General features: G+C 63.2%; 9 protein-coding genes and 2 tRNA genes. 5 read left to right on the forward strand and 6 right to left on the reverse strand.

Going from position 1 to position 16,569, the window contains the following annotated elements; translation table 11 throughout:
- The first annotated feature begins 14 nt into the window (after window positions 1-14).
- Complete coding sequence (locus ACOYW6_RS13245; protein ID WP_423141772.1) at window positions 15-3,083, forward strand: TonB-dependent receptor plug domain-containing protein; 3,069 nt, start codon at window positions 15-17, stop codon at window positions 3,081-3,083.
- 92 nt (window positions 3,084-3,175) lie between these two features.
- Window positions 3,176-3,949 carry a class I SAM-dependent methyltransferase gene (locus ACOYW6_RS13250; RefSeq protein WP_423141773.1) on the forward strand — a complete coding sequence of 258 codons (774 nt, stop codon included), beginning with the start codon at window positions 3,176-3,178 and terminating at the stop codon, window positions 3,947-3,949.
- A gap of 13 nt (window positions 3,950-3,962) precedes the next feature.
- Here ACOYW6_RS13250 and ACOYW6_RS13255 read toward each other — a convergent pair whose 3' ends face one another.
- Window positions 3,963-4,775 (reverse strand): hypothetical protein, encoded by an 813-nt coding sequence (locus ACOYW6_RS13255; protein ID WP_423141774.1) that lies wholly within the window; start codon window positions 4,773-4,775, stop codon window positions 3,963-3,965.
- Between the two features lie 122 nt (window positions 4,776-4,897).
- Between ACOYW6_RS13255 and ACOYW6_RS13260 the strand changes: the two genes are divergently transcribed.
- From ACOYW6_RS13260 to ACOYW6_RS13270, 3 genes are all read left to right on the forward strand, one after another.
- On the forward strand, window positions 4,898-6,283 hold the full coding sequence (locus ACOYW6_RS13260; protein ID WP_423141775.1) for an RNB domain-containing ribonuclease: 1,386 nt from the start codon (window positions 4,898-4,900) through the stop codon (window positions 6,281-6,283).
- Between the two features lie 63 nt (window positions 6,284-6,346).
- Window positions 6,347-6,420: transfer RNA gene (locus ACOYW6_RS13265), tRNA-Cys, on the forward strand.
- Window positions 6,421-6,471: 51 nt separating this feature from the next.
- A tRNA-Thr gene (locus ACOYW6_RS13270) sits at window positions 6,472-6,547 on the forward strand.
- Between the two features lie 185 nt (window positions 6,548-6,732).
- Here ACOYW6_RS13270 and ACOYW6_RS13275 read toward each other — a convergent pair.
- The 5 genes from ACOYW6_RS13275 to ACOYW6_RS13295 form a co-directional block, all read right to left on the reverse strand.
- Window positions 6,733-8,418, reverse strand: a complete 1,686-nt coding sequence (locus tag ACOYW6_RS13275) for a recombinase family protein (protein WP_423143132.1) — start codon at window positions 8,416-8,418, stop codon at window positions 6,733-6,735.
- Window positions 8,411-8,827, reverse strand: coding sequence for a DUF2924 domain-containing protein (locus ACOYW6_RS13280; RefSeq protein ID WP_423141776.1), 417 nt, complete (start codon window positions 8,825-8,827; stop codon window positions 8,411-8,413). The genes ACOYW6_RS13275 and ACOYW6_RS13280 overlap by 8 nt, the downstream gene beginning before the upstream one ends.
- Window positions 8,824-9,003, reverse strand: coding sequence for a DUF3489 domain-containing protein (locus ACOYW6_RS13285; RefSeq protein ID WP_423141777.1), 180 nt, complete (start codon window positions 9,001-9,003; stop codon window positions 8,824-8,826). The genes ACOYW6_RS13280 and ACOYW6_RS13285 overlap by 4 nt, the downstream gene beginning before the upstream one ends.
- A 794-nt stretch (window positions 9,004-9,797) precedes the next feature.
- Window positions 9,798-10,799: a hypothetical protein gene (locus ACOYW6_RS13290; RefSeq protein ID WP_423141778.1), complete on the reverse strand. Its 1,002-nt coding sequence runs from the start codon at window positions 10,797-10,799 to the stop codon at window positions 9,798-9,800.
- A gap of 20 nt (window positions 10,800-10,819) precedes the next feature.
- The gene (locus ACOYW6_RS13295) at window positions 10,820-16,564 is read right to left on the reverse strand and encodes a hypothetical protein (RefSeq protein ID WP_423141779.1); all 5,745 of its coding nucleotides are present in this window, start codon (window positions 16,562-16,564) and stop codon (window positions 10,820-10,822) included.
- Between the last annotated feature and the right edge of the window lie 5 nt (window positions 16,565-16,569).

Consider the following 16,569-nt stretch of genomic DNA (forward strand, 5'->3'; position numbering starts at 1 on the left):
AAGGACGACAGGCCATGAGGACCACCAGCATTTACCGCGCCGCGATTTCGCGCGCGTCCGCCACCTCGCTGCTCGCGCTGATCGCGGCCAGCGCGGTGGCCGCCGTGCCGGGCATGGCCGCGGCCCAGACGATCGAGGCGCCGACCCCGGCAGCCCCGACCCCGGACGAGGAAACCGCGCAGCCCAAGCCCGATTCCAATGGCGAGATCGTCGTGACCGGGTCGCTGATCGCGCGCCGCGACGCCACCAGCTCCAGCCCGATCTCGACGGTCGACGCCGACGCTCTGTCCAGCACGGCTTCGCCCTCGCTCGACAAGGCGCTGGGCCAGTTGCCCCAGTTCTCCGGCGCGCAAGGCGCCGCCGAAGTGGGCGACGCGCAAGGCACGATCGGGTTCAGCGGGGGCCAATCGTACAGCGACTTGCGCGGGCTCGGCCCGAACCGTTCGCTGGTACTGCTCGACGGGCGGCGCCTGATGGCCTCGTCGCCCGACGGCGCGATCGACCTCAACACCATTCCCTCCTCGCTGATCGGCTCGGTAGAAGTGATCACCGGCGGCGCTTCGGCGACATACGGTTCGGACGCGGTGGCCGGCGTGGTCAACTTCAAGCTGCGTACCAAGCTCGACGGGCTCGAGCTGACCGCCAAGACCTCGATCACTGACGAGGGCGACGGCGCCACCAAGAGCATCGCCGCGGCCTGGGGCTCCTCGTTCGCGGACAGCAAGGGGCGCGTGCTGTTCGCGCTCGAATACGCGGACCGCGATGCCGTCGCCGGCCGCGACCGTCCGTTCTTCGCCAATATCCGCCAGCTCGCCCGCCCGCCCGAAGGCATCATCGGGGCCGGCAACTACGGCGGCGGCGCGCCCTCGGTCGCGGCGGTCAACGCCGTGCTGGCCGGCTATCCGGGGACGACCCCGATCGCCGGCAGCGGCGCCTACAACGGTGCGATCGGCGTCAACAACGACGGCACGATCTTCACCACGCTGGCGGGCAGCAACTGCGTGCAGAACTACCGCGGGCTGAACCAGGGCGTGCTGGGCCTCAACATCAGCCCCAACTGCCGCCAGGTGCAGGTGGCGCTGGGCCAGTACTTCGCCGTCCAGGTGCCGCTCAAGCGCTACAACGCCTTCACGAAGCTGAGCTACGAACTGTCGAGCGACATCAGCGTCTACGGCCAGTTCGGCTACATGCGCTCCGAAGCGCTGAGCCAGACCGGCGCCGGTTCGACCAAGCCGGCGATCCCGCTGATCGTGCCGCGCAGCAACCCCTACATCACCGGCAACGCGGCGCTGCAGCAGATCCTCAATTCCAACCCGGCGGCGACCGGCAACCTGATCGTCACCAAGCTGCTGACCAACTTCGGCAACCGCGTGGAGACGTTCGATTACGACGTCTGGCAGGGCGTGGTCGGCCTGGAAGGACGCATCCCGGGCACCCCGCTGTCGTTCAACCTCTACGGTTCGCAGGGCAAGGCGCAGTACGTGAACACCATGTACGGTGATGTCAGCAGCACCGCCATCAACTCCGCGCTCAACGGCACCGCCAATTACCGCGGCCAGAACGGCAACTGCATCGGCTATGCGGTCAACCCGTTCGGGTCGGCGCCGATCAGCGCCGGCTGCCTGGAATACATCAGCCGCACCAACATCAACACCAACGACCAGAAGCAGACGATCGTCGAAGGCACGGTGCAGGGCCCGCTGTTCGCGCTGCCCGGCGGCGACCTCAGCTTCGCGGTCGGCGCCGATCACCGCCAGACCAGCTTCAACTACGTTCCGGCGGACACGCTGCGCACCAACGATTCGATCAGCTACGGCCTGATCAGCGCGGCTTCGGGCAAGCAGTCGGTCAACGAGGTCTTCGGCGAGCTGCTGATCCCGATCCTGCGCGATACCCCGTTCTTCCGCGAACTGACGGTGAACCTGGGCTACCGCTATTCGGACTACAGCCTGTTCGGCGGCCAGAACACCTACAAGGGCGACCTCACCTGGCGCCCGGTCGAGCCGGTGCTGCTGCGCGGCAGCTACTCGGTGGCGATCCGCGCGCCCAGCCTGGGCAACCTGTTCGGCCCGACCTCGGTCGCGCAGCTGCCGATCGGGACCGGTCCCAACGCGGGCGATCCGTGCGCGGTGGGCAGCATCTATCGCACCAGTTCGGCCGCAGCGCAGGTTTCCGCGCTGTGCCAGGCGCAAGGGATTCCCGCGGCGATCTACCCGACTTATACTTACGGCATCTCGACCGTGCCCGGGCTTGACGGCAGCAACCCGTCGCTGACCCCGGAGCGCGCGACCACCTATTCGTTCGGCACGGTGATCACGCCGCACTTCGGCAGCCCGGTGTTCAACCGGGTCCAGCTGTCGGTCGATTACTACAACATCCGCATCAAGGACGCGATCGGCGCGCTGCTGCTGTCCGACATCCTGCCGCGCTGCTTCAATTCCGACGGCATCAGCAATCCGTCGTACGACCAGGGCAACGCCTATTGCCAGCGCATCACGCGCGATCCGCTGACCGGGCAGATCACGCTGGGCCGGCAGGGGCTGTTCAACTTCGCCACCTACACCGTTGCGGGCATCGACGCGCAGCTCAACTGGCAGATGGCGCTGGGCGACATGGGCATCGGCGGGCAGGACAGCACGCTCGACCTGCGCTCGACCGTTTCGTACCTCGACAAGTACACGGTTGCCGGGCTGCTCGGTTCGCCGACCTACAATTATGCCGGCACCGCCGGGTTCGGCGGCGTGGGCGGCGGGATCTCGCACCCGCGCTGGAAGACCAACACCAGCCTGACCTATAACACCGGGCCGTTCAGCGGCACGCTGATCTGGCGCCATATCTCGAAGATGGACCACTCCGACCTGCTGTCGAACCCGGCCTCGCCGACGCCGGGGATCGCCGCCTACAACTACTTCGACGCCAATGCCGAGTTCTCGGCCGGGGAGCGCTTCACCTTCGGGCTCGGCGTCACCAACCTGACCGACAAGACCCCGCCGTTCATCAGCGCCGCGCCGCTGACGACCGACGCGGCGACGTACGACGTGATCGGGCGGACCTTCTTCGCCTCGATCAAGGCCCGGTTCTGAGTGTCCGGTCATGAGGGCCCGGAGACGATGAGGTGAGCGCCCCGCCGACCGGTCCAACAGCCGGCACGCCGCCAGGCGTGCTCGACCGGGCGGTGGGGCGTTCCGTTTTCGGCCGCGATGCCGCGCTCTACGACCGGGCGCGCTCGGCCTATCCCGGTGCGCTGTATGCAGCGATTGCGGCGCGGCTGCCGGCAGGGCCGCGCGTGCTGGAGATCGGGGCCGGCACCGGGCTGGCCACGCGGGGGCTGGCCGGGCTCGAACCGTCGCGGCTGGTGCTGGTCGAGCCCGACCGCGGCATGGCCGATTTCCTCGCCACGCGCTTTCCCGCCCCGCAGGCCGAAGTCATCTGCGCCCCGTTCATCGACGCTCCGGTCAAAGGACGGTTCGACCTCGTCGCCTGCGCGGCGGCGTTCCACTGGCTCGACCCCGACGCCGCCTTCGCGCGCATCGCCGGCCTGCTGAATAGCGGCGGCATCTGCGCGCTGTGGTGGAACAGCTACTTCGGGCATGGCCTGCCCGATCCGTTCGGCGAGGCGGTGGCCGCGTTCCTGCGCGAGGAAGCCATCGTGCTGCCGCCGTCCTATGTCGGCGGGCGGCACTATGCCTTCGACACGGACCATCATGCCGGAGCGATGGCGGCAGCAGGCTTCGGCGCGATCGAAAGCCGGGTCTTCTCGGCCCCGCGCGCGTTCGACGCGTGGAGCGCCCGCGACCTCTACGCCACGTTCTCGTTCATCGAAGTGCTGACCCCTGTGCGCCGCTCGCGCATTCTCGACGGCATCGGCCGGATCGTCGACGACCGCTTCGGCGGCCACGCCACCGCGGTCTGCGCGACCGCGCTTTACACCGGCGTCAACGCCGGCTGAGGCGCAGGCGCCGTCAGGCGGGGCCGGGTTCGGGCGCGGGCGTGCCGGGATGCGCGCCGGCCCGCTGGGGCAGGACAACGATCAGGATAACGATCGCCGCCAGCAGCACGCCGGTGGCGATCGGGCGGCTGAGCGCGAGGCCGCCGTTGGCGACCGGCTTGTCGAGGAAATCGCCCACCGTCGCGCCCAGCGGCCGGGTCAGGATGAAGGCGGCCCAGAACAGCGCCACGCGCGACAGCCCGGTCCGGAAATACAGCGCCGCGAGCACCGCCAGGGCGGCTCCGAACACCGCCGCGCCGCCGCCATAACCGAGCCCGGAATCGGCGAACCAGTCTCCCAGCGCGGTGCCGAGCGTCTGCGAAAAGGTGATCGTGATCCAGTAGAACGTCTCTTCGCGCGCGCTGACGATCGAGGCCACCGATATCGACCCGGTCGCCTTGTACCAGACCAGCAGCGAACCGAGCACGCAGCCGAGCAGCAGCAGCGATCCGCCCGGATAGCCGATCCCCAGCGAACGGGTGCAGAAGTCCGCCAGCGTCGTTCCCGCCGTGGTGGAGGCGATGATGGTCGCCCAGTACAGCCACGGGTTGAAGACGCGCGCCCGCACCTGCGCCCAGACCAGCGCGATCAGCAATACGCCGAAGATCGCGGTGCCGACCAGGTAGCCGTTGAGGCCGCCCTGGCCCGCCGTTGGCGTCGTCTCGCCCAGCCACGACATCGACACGGTATCGCCGCCGGTCTCGCCCAGGGTGGTGGCCAGGATCTTGATGATCCAGAAGCCCAGCGTCACCGCCGGGACCTTGGTCAGCGCCTCCGATTTCGTCATGCGGGAATCCTTGCAAAGCGCGATGGCAGACCGCCTCGGCCCGGGCGTTGCAGGATTGGCGGCTCACCGCAATCCCTTGCGGATGCCTTGGCAAGCGCCGCCGCGGCGGCTAGCCCGGCGCGGTGAAGGCTCTCCATGATCCGGACCGGCTGCTGGCCGATGGCCTGGCCGCGATCCGCGCCCAGTTCTCGGTCCCCGCCGGGTTCCCGCCCCCCGTCCTTGCCGCCGCCGACCAGGCCGCGCGGCGCGTGCCGAGCGAGCACGCCGATCGCACCGCGCTGCCTTTCGTTACGCTCGACCCGGCCTCCTCGACCGACCTCGACCAGGCCTTCACGATCGAGACGGCGGGTGCGGACCTGCTGCTGCATTACGCCATCGCCGACGTGGCCTGGTTCGTGGACGACGGCAGTGTGCTTGATACCGAAGCGTGGTCCCGCGGCGAGACGATCTACCTGCCCGACGGCAAGGCCGGCCTTTATCCGCCAGTCCTGGCCGAAGGTGCGGCCAGCCTCCTCCCCGACGGACCGCGCCCGGCGGTGATCTTTACCGTCCGCGTCGCGCCCGATGGCGCCGTCCGCCTCGACGGGGCCGAACGCGCGGTGATCCGCAGCCGCGCCAAGCTCGCTTACGAGACCGCTCGCGGCGATCATCTTCCCCCCGCGTTTCCGGAACTGGCGGCGCGAATCGCCGCGGCCGAGGACGCGCGCGGCGCCTCGCGCGTCGACCCCCCCGAACAGGAAGTCGCACCCGGCGACGATGGGCGGCTGGCCCTGCGATTCCGGCCGCCGCTGGCGTCGGAGACGATGAACGCGGCGCTCTCGCTGGCAACCAACATGGCGGTTGCCGATGCGCTGTATGCCGCCGGCACCGGGCTGTTCCGCGTCATGGCCGCCCCTGACGATTTCGCGGTGCGACGCCTGCGGCAAACGGCAAGGGCCCTTGGCGTCGCCTGGCCCGACGACCAGACGCTGGCGGCGCTGGAGAAGACCCTGCGCGGCGCCACCCCGGGCGAAGCCGCCTTCATGCTGGCAATCCGCCGGGCTGGACAGGGCGCCAGTTACCAGCCCTACCAGGCCGGTCAAAAACCCTGGCACGCCGCCATGGCGGCGACTTACGCGCATGCCACCGCGCCGCTGCGCCGCCTGGCCGATCGCTACGTCGTCACCGCGGCACTGGCAGTAGCGAACGGGCGGCCGGTGCCGGCGGCGACGCAGGACGCCTTCGCGCGGCTGCCCGCGGTGATGAACACGTCGGGCGCCCGCGCCGCCCAGGTCGAGCGCGCGGTGGTGGACCTGGCCGAGACGGCCCTGCTGTCGGGGCGCGAGGGCGAATATTTCGCCGCCCAGGTGACTGACGTGGGCGACAGCGGCGCCCGCATCCAGCTTTGCGAACTGCCGGTGGTGGCGCGCGTCGCCGCCCACGACGCGCCGCCCGGCACCGCGCTCAAGGTCCGGCTCGACCAGGTCGATCCGGCGCGCCGGACTTTGGCCTTTACCCGGGTCGGCTGAACCGGCTTGCGCCCACGCTCCGCTGCCGCTAGGTGCCGCGTTCCCCGGGAAGCCGGGGAGGATGGCCCGATGGCGGAGTGGTTACGCACCGGACTGCAAATCCGTTTACGCCGGTTCGATTCCGGCTCGGGCCTCCAAAATTCCCGCTTGCGAACCGGGCCCCCGGCCCGATAGACGCTGGCAGCAGTGCCGCTTTAGCTCAGTTGGTAGAGCACATCATTCGTAATGATGGGGTCACAGGTTCGAATCCTGTAAGCGGCACCACTCACTCCTAAAATGTCGGCCCTGCGGTTGAAGTCATGGACCTGTGCCATTTTTCGGCGCAGTTCTGCGGGCTTTTTGAACTGCGCATATCAGAGTGTGGTGACGAACGTCTCTGTTTGTGGCCAAATTTGAATGAAATGCAGCCCGGTCTGCGAAGCCAGTTTGGCAGACCACACTTGGCGTTTTCAGGAGTTGGAGAACATTCCGACCTGCGCGACCCAAGATGGGGCTACGATTGCTCCGAGCAGGCTGGCATGTGTTAATGCAGCGGGCTGAGTACCATCAATGACCGCTTCGACGACCTTAGGGGATAGCCATGATAGAGCGACCAGCTGGGTCAGCCGCTTCCGGCATTGTCCGGTCGTGGCGGCGAGACCTGTGATCGTCTGACCCTGTTCAGCGATTAGGCGTTCACGAATCGTAATCGCCTCGTCGAGCAACGCGGCGAGCGTGCGATCGCACGTGCTGCTGGCACCGCCATTAAAAACGAGCTTCACCTCGTTTCCTTTCCGAACCCGGCAGGCTGGGAGCACAAGCTCAAGGCCGGCTTTTGGTTTGAGGGGGCACTCAAGCGCAGCTTCGAGAGTGGCGTGGTCCAGCTCGATTGTTACGCTTTGATCGCCTGCCTTCACGCTACGAATCAATTCGGCGACCTTCGCTCGTCGATGGAACGTGCTGGTCCGCAGACGTTCGGCCAGAAGGGAACCCTGACTGATCGCTCGGCAGATAGAACCCGCGTCTGATGACAAGATTGCTTCTCGGATTGCACTGCTATCCTCGCACCACTCCGCCAGACAATGGACGACCGCGCGCTCGACCTCATGGGCAGGGAGCCGCCAGGCAGGATGGCTGTTCGTGAGCGCGGCGCCGTGGGTTACGTAGTAGCGGTAACGCTTGCCATCCCGGACTGAATGGCTGGGCGTCATTCTGCGACCAAGACCATCGGTGATTATCCCGGCCAAAAGGCTGACCTCTCGCGAAGTCCGGCGGGAGCTACGGTTTACGCGGTTCGCCTCTAACCTCTGCTGGACATCGTTCCACAGCGTCTCGTCGATAATTGCGTCGTGCTCGCCGGCGTGATCCGCGCCCTTGTGAATGATGCTTCCGCGGTAGATACGATTGCCAAGGAGATGGAACAGCGCGCCGCGCTCGAACGGGACGCCGCCCTTGGTTCGTCCGTCCTTTTGCACCCGCTTCGCAGTACGGTAACCTCGTTCGCGAAGCTCATCGATCAGCAGCTGGCCGGTGCCTAAAGCGACGTAGCGCTCAAAAATGTGGCGCACAGTTGCCGCTTCCAACTCGTTGATGATCAACTTGCGATCTTGAACCATGTATCCAAGCGGGACCGGCCCTCCCATCCACATACCCTTGGCCTTTGACATCGCGATCTTGTCGCGGATGCGCTCTCCGGTAACCTCGCGCTCGAACTGCGCAAAACTTAGCAGGACATTGAGCATAAGCCGGCCCATGCTGGTCGTGGTATTGAATGACTGGGTCACCGAGACGAAGCTGGCACCGGCTTGGTCAAGCACCTCGATGATCCTCGCAAAATCGGCGAGGCTGCGGGTCAGTCGGTCAATCTTGTACAGCACGATGACGTGGACGCGCCCGGCTGCGACATCGACGAGTAGGCGTTTCAGAGCAGGTCGCTCCATCGATCCCCCTGAGAAGCCGCCATCATCGTAGCGGTCACGGACGGGCGTCCAGCCTTCATGGCGTTGGCTGGCGATGTAGGCGCAGCAGGCATCGAACTGTGCATCAAGACTGTTGTACTCCTGCTCCAGCCCTTCTTCGTTCGACTTGCGGGTATATACCGCGCAGCGCACCGCGCCGCGGGGTCCGTCGTTCGTGTCGCCCGCTCCTTTAGCCATTTCCGCCACTCGGATTGAGTCCAAAGAACCGCGGTCCTGACCACGGCGTGCCCGTTACCTCGCGCGCAATTGCACTGAGCGAGCGATATGTTCGGTCCTCGAATACGAAGCCTTCAGGCTCAATCTGGACCGTGATTGTCCGACCATTCCAGCTCCGGACAAGCCGCGTCCCGGGCCTGATCACGACACCAACTTTGCCGCCTTTGGCTAGCGCGCGCAGCTTGGCAGCCGAGCCGCGCTTCAAGCCGCCAAGCGCCTGCTCCTGCAGCCGATACGCGATGCCTAAGCGCAACAAATCCGGGGCGAGGCGGGGAGATGGCACGCCGTATACCCGCGTCCACTCTGCCTTCAGATCTACCGCGGCCATAGCGTCGAGGGCTGCCAGCTTTCCTCCAAGTTCTCTCTTCATTGCGGGCTGCCAGTGATTTTGTAGCAAGTCATTTCCCCGCGTTTGCAGCGCTCGATGAGGTATCCTTTCTTCTTGAGCCCTGTAAGCGCGGCGCGGGTCGTGTGAGGCAGCCATCCGATTGCTTGGATCAATTCTTCCAAAGTCCCGCCTTCGCTGCGTCTGAGCAGGTCGGCCACTTGCGCAATCTTACTGTGCTTCCGCGCCGGTGCGGTATCATCAATGACCCCTGTTCGCGGACCCATGGGTAACGGCCCTCTCGGTTCTGTAACTTGATCGGGTGCCGAAGACTCGTGCTGTGGGCTCGGCTCGCGAGCGTAGCGGCGGCCGGTACGAAGCTTGCTTTTCTCAATCATCGGGTGGGTCTCCTAAGGCGCAGTCTCTTGCTGCTCCCACCACCCTCAGCCCCGATGCGCTGAGCATCCGGGTCTGCTGCCACCATCTTGCGGCAGCTGATCACATGAATACCAATGCTCCAGTTGGGCAGACAGTCCAGTCGGATTGCGACATGGGATAAAGAAATCGCGGAGCGTCTATTTCCCTGTGGCCCGACGTCAGCTTTGCGCCCCAATTCCAGTCGTCCAGATTTCTCCGTTGGCTTCCTGAAAGCGGACATTAATCCGATTTAAGCGGGATGGCGGGGTTTGGGACTTCCTGCCATTATCCAGTTACGCGTCGAACGGCAGGTCTCGCCAGTAGCGGACGTCCGGTGCTTCGCCGACCGGCCATCAGATGCGACTTGAGATGGCCGTTTTCTACTTGACCGGTTTCGGAGATCGGCCCGAGAAAACGGACGTTCGTTCCCGACCCGTTCGGCGTAACACGAGCCGCTGTACCGACGCCGGGGGCTGGCCGATTACTGGCCATTTGGCTTCGGGAATTGAGCTGGGCTTAGCCGTCGTTCCTCATCAATAGACGGGCTCCTTCGATGCGAAGGCGCGTGGTGGGACGGCACCATCGAAGGAATCGTCATTCACGCAGGCCAGCGTAGCAACATCTTCAAATCTGCCTCAGCGCGAACCGCTTCACTCCAGGTAAGTGGTTGCTGATGGGCAAGCGCATTCCGTAAAGCGCGCAATCGGAACGCGCAGTCTGCATAGTTGAACGCTTGACGCCTGTTGAGAATGAAGAGGATGTTGCTCCACTCGAAACTTTCACGAGGGACCTTGGTATTGCTCCACGGATCGGTCAATTCGGACGGCAACCTGCGTCCATGCTGGTCCAGAAAATCTCGCAACCCTTCAGCTAACCACGGAAACATGACTGACGCTTGGCCGCGCCAAATCCGTTGCTGTAGACGTTTTAGATTGTGGTGAAGGAGCCACGTAGCGCACACCTCGTCACGGCCGCGCCACAATAGCTTCGATTCTCGGACCGGCTGCTTTAGTATCCAGGACGTGGGATCGAACCTATCTCGGTCTGGTAGGCTCAAAAGCTCGGCCAATTGGTCGAGGTCGCCCCTTGAGACCTCGATTGCCGCGGCATCGCCGCTCTCGGCAAGCAATCCCGGTTCGCGGCGAACGGAGCTGGCAAACAAAGCCGCTTCTGCCGGTCCGATAAAATCTCCATCGTCGAGCAGGTGACAGCTGGCCGGCGGTTGCGCGCCATCGGTTATAACAGCGAGCGCTGGCCCTTCTTCGCGCTTCAATCGCGCGTTTGCGAACGTGCCGGCCAGGAGCAGCCAAGGTGCGGCCTCCCGTCCGCGCACGTCGGCAACGAACAAGTGGTAGTCGAGATCCGATGCAGCGACGCAGTCTAGCAAGTTCGCCACTGGAGCGAATGGTGCCGCAGCCGCCAAAAGTAGCTCTTGTGGCGTTTCCCCATCGGGCTCGATCGAGATCGTGGTGAATCCCTGCAAACCGGATGATGCCCGTCGGAGCAGTTGATCTGCTGTCTCGGGGCGTCTGGCACGCACAATCAACGGATGGCCGGCGCCGGCGCGCTCAAGTGCATCGTCGAGACGATCCTCGACCACCCTGTCTAAGAGGCGCTGCCTCACTGGAGCAGGCGTGCGGTCAGCGGGTTGAAGATCAACTGCTGCGTCTCGCTCGCGGTTACCGCTGTCTCGACTACGCCAAGCGCAACCAATTGTCGGAGCTTCTCAGCCCCGGTGTCGCCGCCAACCTCCATCGCCCACACATCCACGTCATTGGCATTGACCGGTTCTACGCCAACCGCTTGGAGCAGGCTGCGGCCGAACGCCGCGAGATCCTGATCCAACGCAATTTGCTCGAGCGTGACCTTAGCCGCGGACGCCTCCACGGCTGTGACCAGAGGATCCGGCATCCGCTTCGCGGGGCCATCGAGCTGCGCTGTTTCGAGAACGTGAAGATAGCCACCGCTGGCAACTCGCAAGCGAGCTTGTGCCGCTTCATTATCCGCGAATGCGACTTGTTCACGGTTCATCCAATGGAGCATCCCTTCGAGCGGCAACGGGCCCACCTGAATGTGAACGATGTCGGGCATTTCGCCGAGAGCATCGAGAACAGCGATCTTCGGCGATCCGCAGATAATCACGCGCACGGGCCGCAGAGATTCGCGAAGGGCAGTATTCTTTCGCAGTTCGCGGAGCGTTTCGGCGTCGGGCCAATCGCCTTCGACTAGCACAATGCCTGGAGCATCCGGGGTAGCATCACGACGCAGAACCGTTGCTGCATCGGCGATGTGGCGCGGATTTGAAGAAACTAACTGCCGAGGGCTTCGCCAACTCACGGATGGTCCGGTCAGCAAGGCATCGACGGAAACACGCAGAGAGCCCAATCCCGATGCGGGTGTGGCGCTTATTAATATGATGCGTGGGCCAGGTTGCGCTTTCAGCATAGCGATCAACGCAGCCTCTTGGCGGAGAGTGAGAGGCGACCAGCGTGATCCAATCCGCCGATGGCTGAGAAGCGAGTCGGGACGACGGCGCGGCGCCCGCTCGATCAAGTTCTGAAGTCGATTGCCGATGTCGGCTTTGGTGCCGAGCATCGCCGCAATGCGCTGGGAACGTAGAGCATAGTGGTCGCTCTTGCGCGCCAGCACACCCATTTCGACCATCTCGTCCAAAATCGCTGTGAAACTCTCCAAGGACTCCGTTTCGGCAAATCCGGCGGGCCACCAATCGCGTGCGGACCGAGAAATCTCAGTGGCGCTGTAGCCGAAGGTGGTCGCGCGTCCTCCGCGGCTATCGTCCTGCATCCGATCCCACACCGCGTAAGTGATCAACTCGTAGCGTTCGTCGAGCTTGAGTGTTTCCTGGAAGCGATAGGTGACGCTGTCGCGAAACGTTTTGTCCTCGAAACAGCTTTCGATAACATCTCTAGTAATAACTGCGGGTAGCGCCGACGGTTCGCCTTTGCCGGCGATGCGTGTGTTCATGAGACCAACGACGGCCTTTCCGAAACTTTGCATCAACGATGGATAGAATCCAACAAGCGACAGCATATGATAGGCATCAATCGTTCTCTCGAACGAAAGTCCGAGCGCTGCCATCGGCTCAAGCGCCATTTGTCTTGCTGCGAGTCGATCCGATCCGAGAAGTGGGCCGACATTGATTGGCGCGCCCCAATGTAAAAGAGGACTATTAGGGGCGCGGTAGAATCTTTGCACATTGTGGAGGCCGGCGAAAACAAACTTGATCCCACGCTTCGTGGATTCCATCAGTTGTTTCATTATGCCGATCTGAGGAAAATTTTGCTCCATTTCGCTCGCAAGGAAGGCATCGGCTTCATCGAGCATGATGAGCAGGAAGCGGCCCGCCTTTTCGTCCACCCACCCCCTCAGCTTGTCCGCGATAGTGGCGCCCCGAGCAGGCAGATGAACGCCTCTTTCTTTCAGCTTAGAGTGAACCTCCTCCCATACAGCATCAGCGCCTTCACTTTCGCCGACCGCCTTAATGTAGCAATAGACTGCTACCCGGTCTTCATTCGCATTTTCGCGCAGCTCAATCTGCTTGAGCAATGCTGTTTTGCCGAGCTGGCGACCGCCGTAAACGAAAGACGGCCCATTCGGGTCGACAAGGGCGTTGATCTCCCGCTGGCGGCCGAAGAAGTTCTCGATTGCCGTTTCGGCACCCGTGTCGGCATAGGGATGCGCGCCGCCCATAGCGACTGCCAGCTCGAAAAATTGCCGTAGCCTGCGATCCGGCGTTGCAGCCAGCATCGCTATCGTCACGCCGTCTGCGACGGCGACCGAGCGTGTGCCGCGGCGAGTCTTGCGAAGAACGTCACGCCTAAGCCGGTAGTCGAGGGTGTCCGTGAAGATCAGGAGCACCTTGTCCGGCAGCGTGTCGAGAGCTGTCAGGCAAGCCTCAGCGCCATCGGGATCGACAACCACAAGGGCATAGTGATTGCGCCGATCGCCGCCTCGGAGCCGCTCACTACCAAAGACAGGCACCGGGCAAATATCACGATCGCCGAATGCCACGCTGGACATAGAGAACTGATACCAGCTTGTTTCCCTTTTTGCGTTTTGAAGCCGGACATTTGCCCAGCCAAGGGACTCAAGGAGTTTGACGGATTCCCTAATCACGCGGGTCTTGGGGTCGGCCAACTTATCACTCTTGCGCGCAGGTGCCGTGAAGGTCCGGCGCAGATCGATGAAATTGCGTATGAGTTCGTCTGCACGTTCCTTGTCGAACGCCGTGAGTTCGCCGAAACTGAGAGGACCGAGCTTGCCACCGTCTCGGATCAGCTTGGGGAGATTGCCCCAGTCAATTGCGGGTCTGTCCCCGAACGCTTCGAGCGCGCGGCAAAATTGCGCAAGGAGATCGAGGGCTGTCGGTCCCGACGAACCGGCCAAACCATGCTTTTCGATCTGCTCAATCTCTTCCGACAAGGTCCCAAGATCACCGCAGTCAAGCTGCGCGCGGCAATCTACAAGTGATGTGTCGAACCGCTTCTCAAGCGAGTCAATGCGCGCAACAAGAGCGGCTCTCAGCGGCGCTCGCACCTTTTCGAGCATATATTGGATTCGGTCCAGATCGCGGTGGGCGACGGGAAAGTCTGCAACTGTCTGCAGGTCGCCAATATCGCGCGGAAGCTCGTCGACATTGAGCTGCTCAAAGCTCGTCATCGCGCGCTCTAGTTCGTCGAGGTCAGCGCTTTGCTCGGTAGTCGCGATCTGAATATCATCAAGCAACTGCCGCACCGATCGAACGCGGTCGGACAGTCGCTTGCGGGCAGATACGATCACCGCTTCGAGTCTATTCTCGGTGGTATCGCTATCGATTGAACCGAGTCGACTAATAAGCTGGCGAGCTGAACTTGCCGCCTCTAACTCCAGGCAGGTTTCGAAAGCCTTCTCCGGGTCAGCAATGCTATGCGCGCACCCATGCGCCGCTGCCGCTGCTAGATCCTCTATGTCGTCGGCCGTGACGCGAAAACCGATGCGCGAATTGAACGGGAATCTCGGTAGGAGGCAAATTTCCCAATCAAGGGCTTCGTCGGCATGGGTCCGATAGACTGTCTCGCCGGAAAGCTGTGCCTCAACTCCGCTGACGACCGACTGGAAAACTCCCGCTGCCACTTCGATTGCAGGATCGCTCTCACCCAGGGCGCGAATGCTATCGCGCGCGTAGTTCAGCGCCTTGAGCAACTGAACCCGGTCGACTTGGAGCCGATCCTCCCTCGGTCGGAGCATCTGCTGCCGCGCCTCACTCCAATGTCGGAATAAGTCCATTGCTGCGGTCATTTGACGCTTGAGATGCCGGCGCGCGTTCCCTTCAATAGGCTCGCGACGGACTCCCTTTGCCAATTTTGCTCGGGCATCGTCGATTGCCCGATCAAGGTCACTGTCGAGATCCTCGAGGATGGTGGCTACCTCAGCAACCGCGTTCGGGGCGCCACCAATGACGAGCCTCACAGCCTGTCCGAGCTTACCCTCATCGATAAGTTCAAGCCAAACCGCAGTGGCGGGTTGATAGTTCATTCCGCGATTGGGCGCAGTCTCCTGCCACTCTACGATTTGAAGTTTCACGTCATCCAGGCGAGCCTGCTTTGCAGCCTGGTCGGGCGCCGCAGCAAGCTGCGCCAGATTGTCGACACGAAGACCCGCGAAATGTTCAAGCACGGAACGGAGCGGCTGCAATTGCGCAACCACGTCACCTTCGAGGGAGTGCAATATCGCTAGTGCGGTCTGAGACTGCACAAGCGCTGGTCGAATGGCACCGGCGAACAGCAGAAGATCGTTGCTCGGCTTACTGACACCCTCGAACCTCGCTGAGTTCAGCAGGCTGTCCCTCAGTTCGTCATATTCCGCCCAGCCACGGCTATAGACGGCCTGAACGGCGTTCCCGCGAAACAATCCTTCCAACGTCGCGCGAGGGAGACTGGTGGATTGGGTTGCGCCTGCGATGTTTTGCCCGTCCGCCAGATGAACCGACAGGGCTAACCTACCAGTGCGAAGCGCCGTATCGATCCACACGTCCCATCCAGGCAGAGCGGCGACGGGAGGGTCTGGTGCATCCGGGCCGTCCCCGGCGGTGGAACCGCTGCCTTCAACCGCTTCGGCGAGATCGGAGCCAGCATCCGGCGAAGATGCCGATTCCAGCGCAGCGAGCGCGTTCCCCGCGTGATCGAACACGATGTCTTCGTCGAGCTCCTCTGACTCAGGCGAAGCCGGGTGATCCGCATCTTGATCGGCGGCACCCGCCTCGCTGAGCTGGGAGCCATCATCGCGCCGGCTCGTCGCCACATCGAGCGCCGGCCTAACTTCCTCTTCGTGAGGCTCCGACTGTGGCTCCACCGGCACTGGTACGGGAGGCGCAGGACGGTTCACGCTGTCTGATTGATCGGTCGTATCGGGCTTGCCTCGCTGAATGGCGCCGGCAAGCACCTCGATAGCGACATCTCGCGCTGCAGTGCTGGCGTTGAAGGCGACGAGCGCCTTTTCGCGTTCGGCCGGACTCGCATCGAGCGAAGCAACCATTTCTTCCCGCGAGAGCACGCTCGTGCGGTGAGCTTCATCGAAGTCCAGCAGCGCATTCTCGATGCGCTCGACCGCCTCATGCGATATTTCGTCGACGGACGATGCACCGACCCGTGAGCTAACAACAGCGTCTAAAGCCGAAAGACGTGCGGTCAATCGGTCGCGGCGTTGCTCGAGTTGCGCCGAATCCAGCTCTGATTGCTTTGCCTGCGCGACGTGCGTGTCGACTGCGTCCGCCAAAGCAGCAGCCCATTCAAGAAGTGTGCTATTCGGCCGCTCGCGCAATTGCTCCGCGGCTGCCAGCAGGCGCGATAAGGTTGCCTCAATCTGGGCGTCATCGAAGATGTCGCGATCAGATTCCTTGACGCCTTCAGATAACTCGCTCTCGGCACTTTTCACTTCGATGGCAACATTGTCGTCATTGTCATCACCGACCGTCGCCGGCAACTGAAGCCAAGGATAGTTGGGAGCGAGCGCGCGAAGCCGAGATGCATCGACCCCTTTTTTGGCCACCACGGCTTTCGCCATGCTCGTGACTAGTTCACGCTTGTCATGGGCGCGGCGTCGTGGCGTGCCCGTGGTCACGATCAACCAATTATAGAGAACGGGTAACAATCCTCGCTCGTCAGCCTTACTGAGCTTCTTGTGGATGACAGCATCGATTTCCGGACCGCGCCCGGCCTCATAATATACTGCAAGCCAACGATAAAATTGCTCGTCGTCGAAAATCGTGATCCCATCTACGCCGAGCGCCTTAAGCAGGACTCGCCGATCCGAGTTTGGGAGCGGGTGAAACTCCTTGATAAATTCCCAATCGAGCGCGGCTGTCATGCTGC

Source organism: Parablastomonas sp. CN1-191 (genome assembly GCF_049354825.1).
Taxonomy (GTDB): domain Bacteria; phylum Pseudomonadota; class Alphaproteobacteria; order Sphingomonadales; family Sphingomonadaceae; genus Novosphingobium.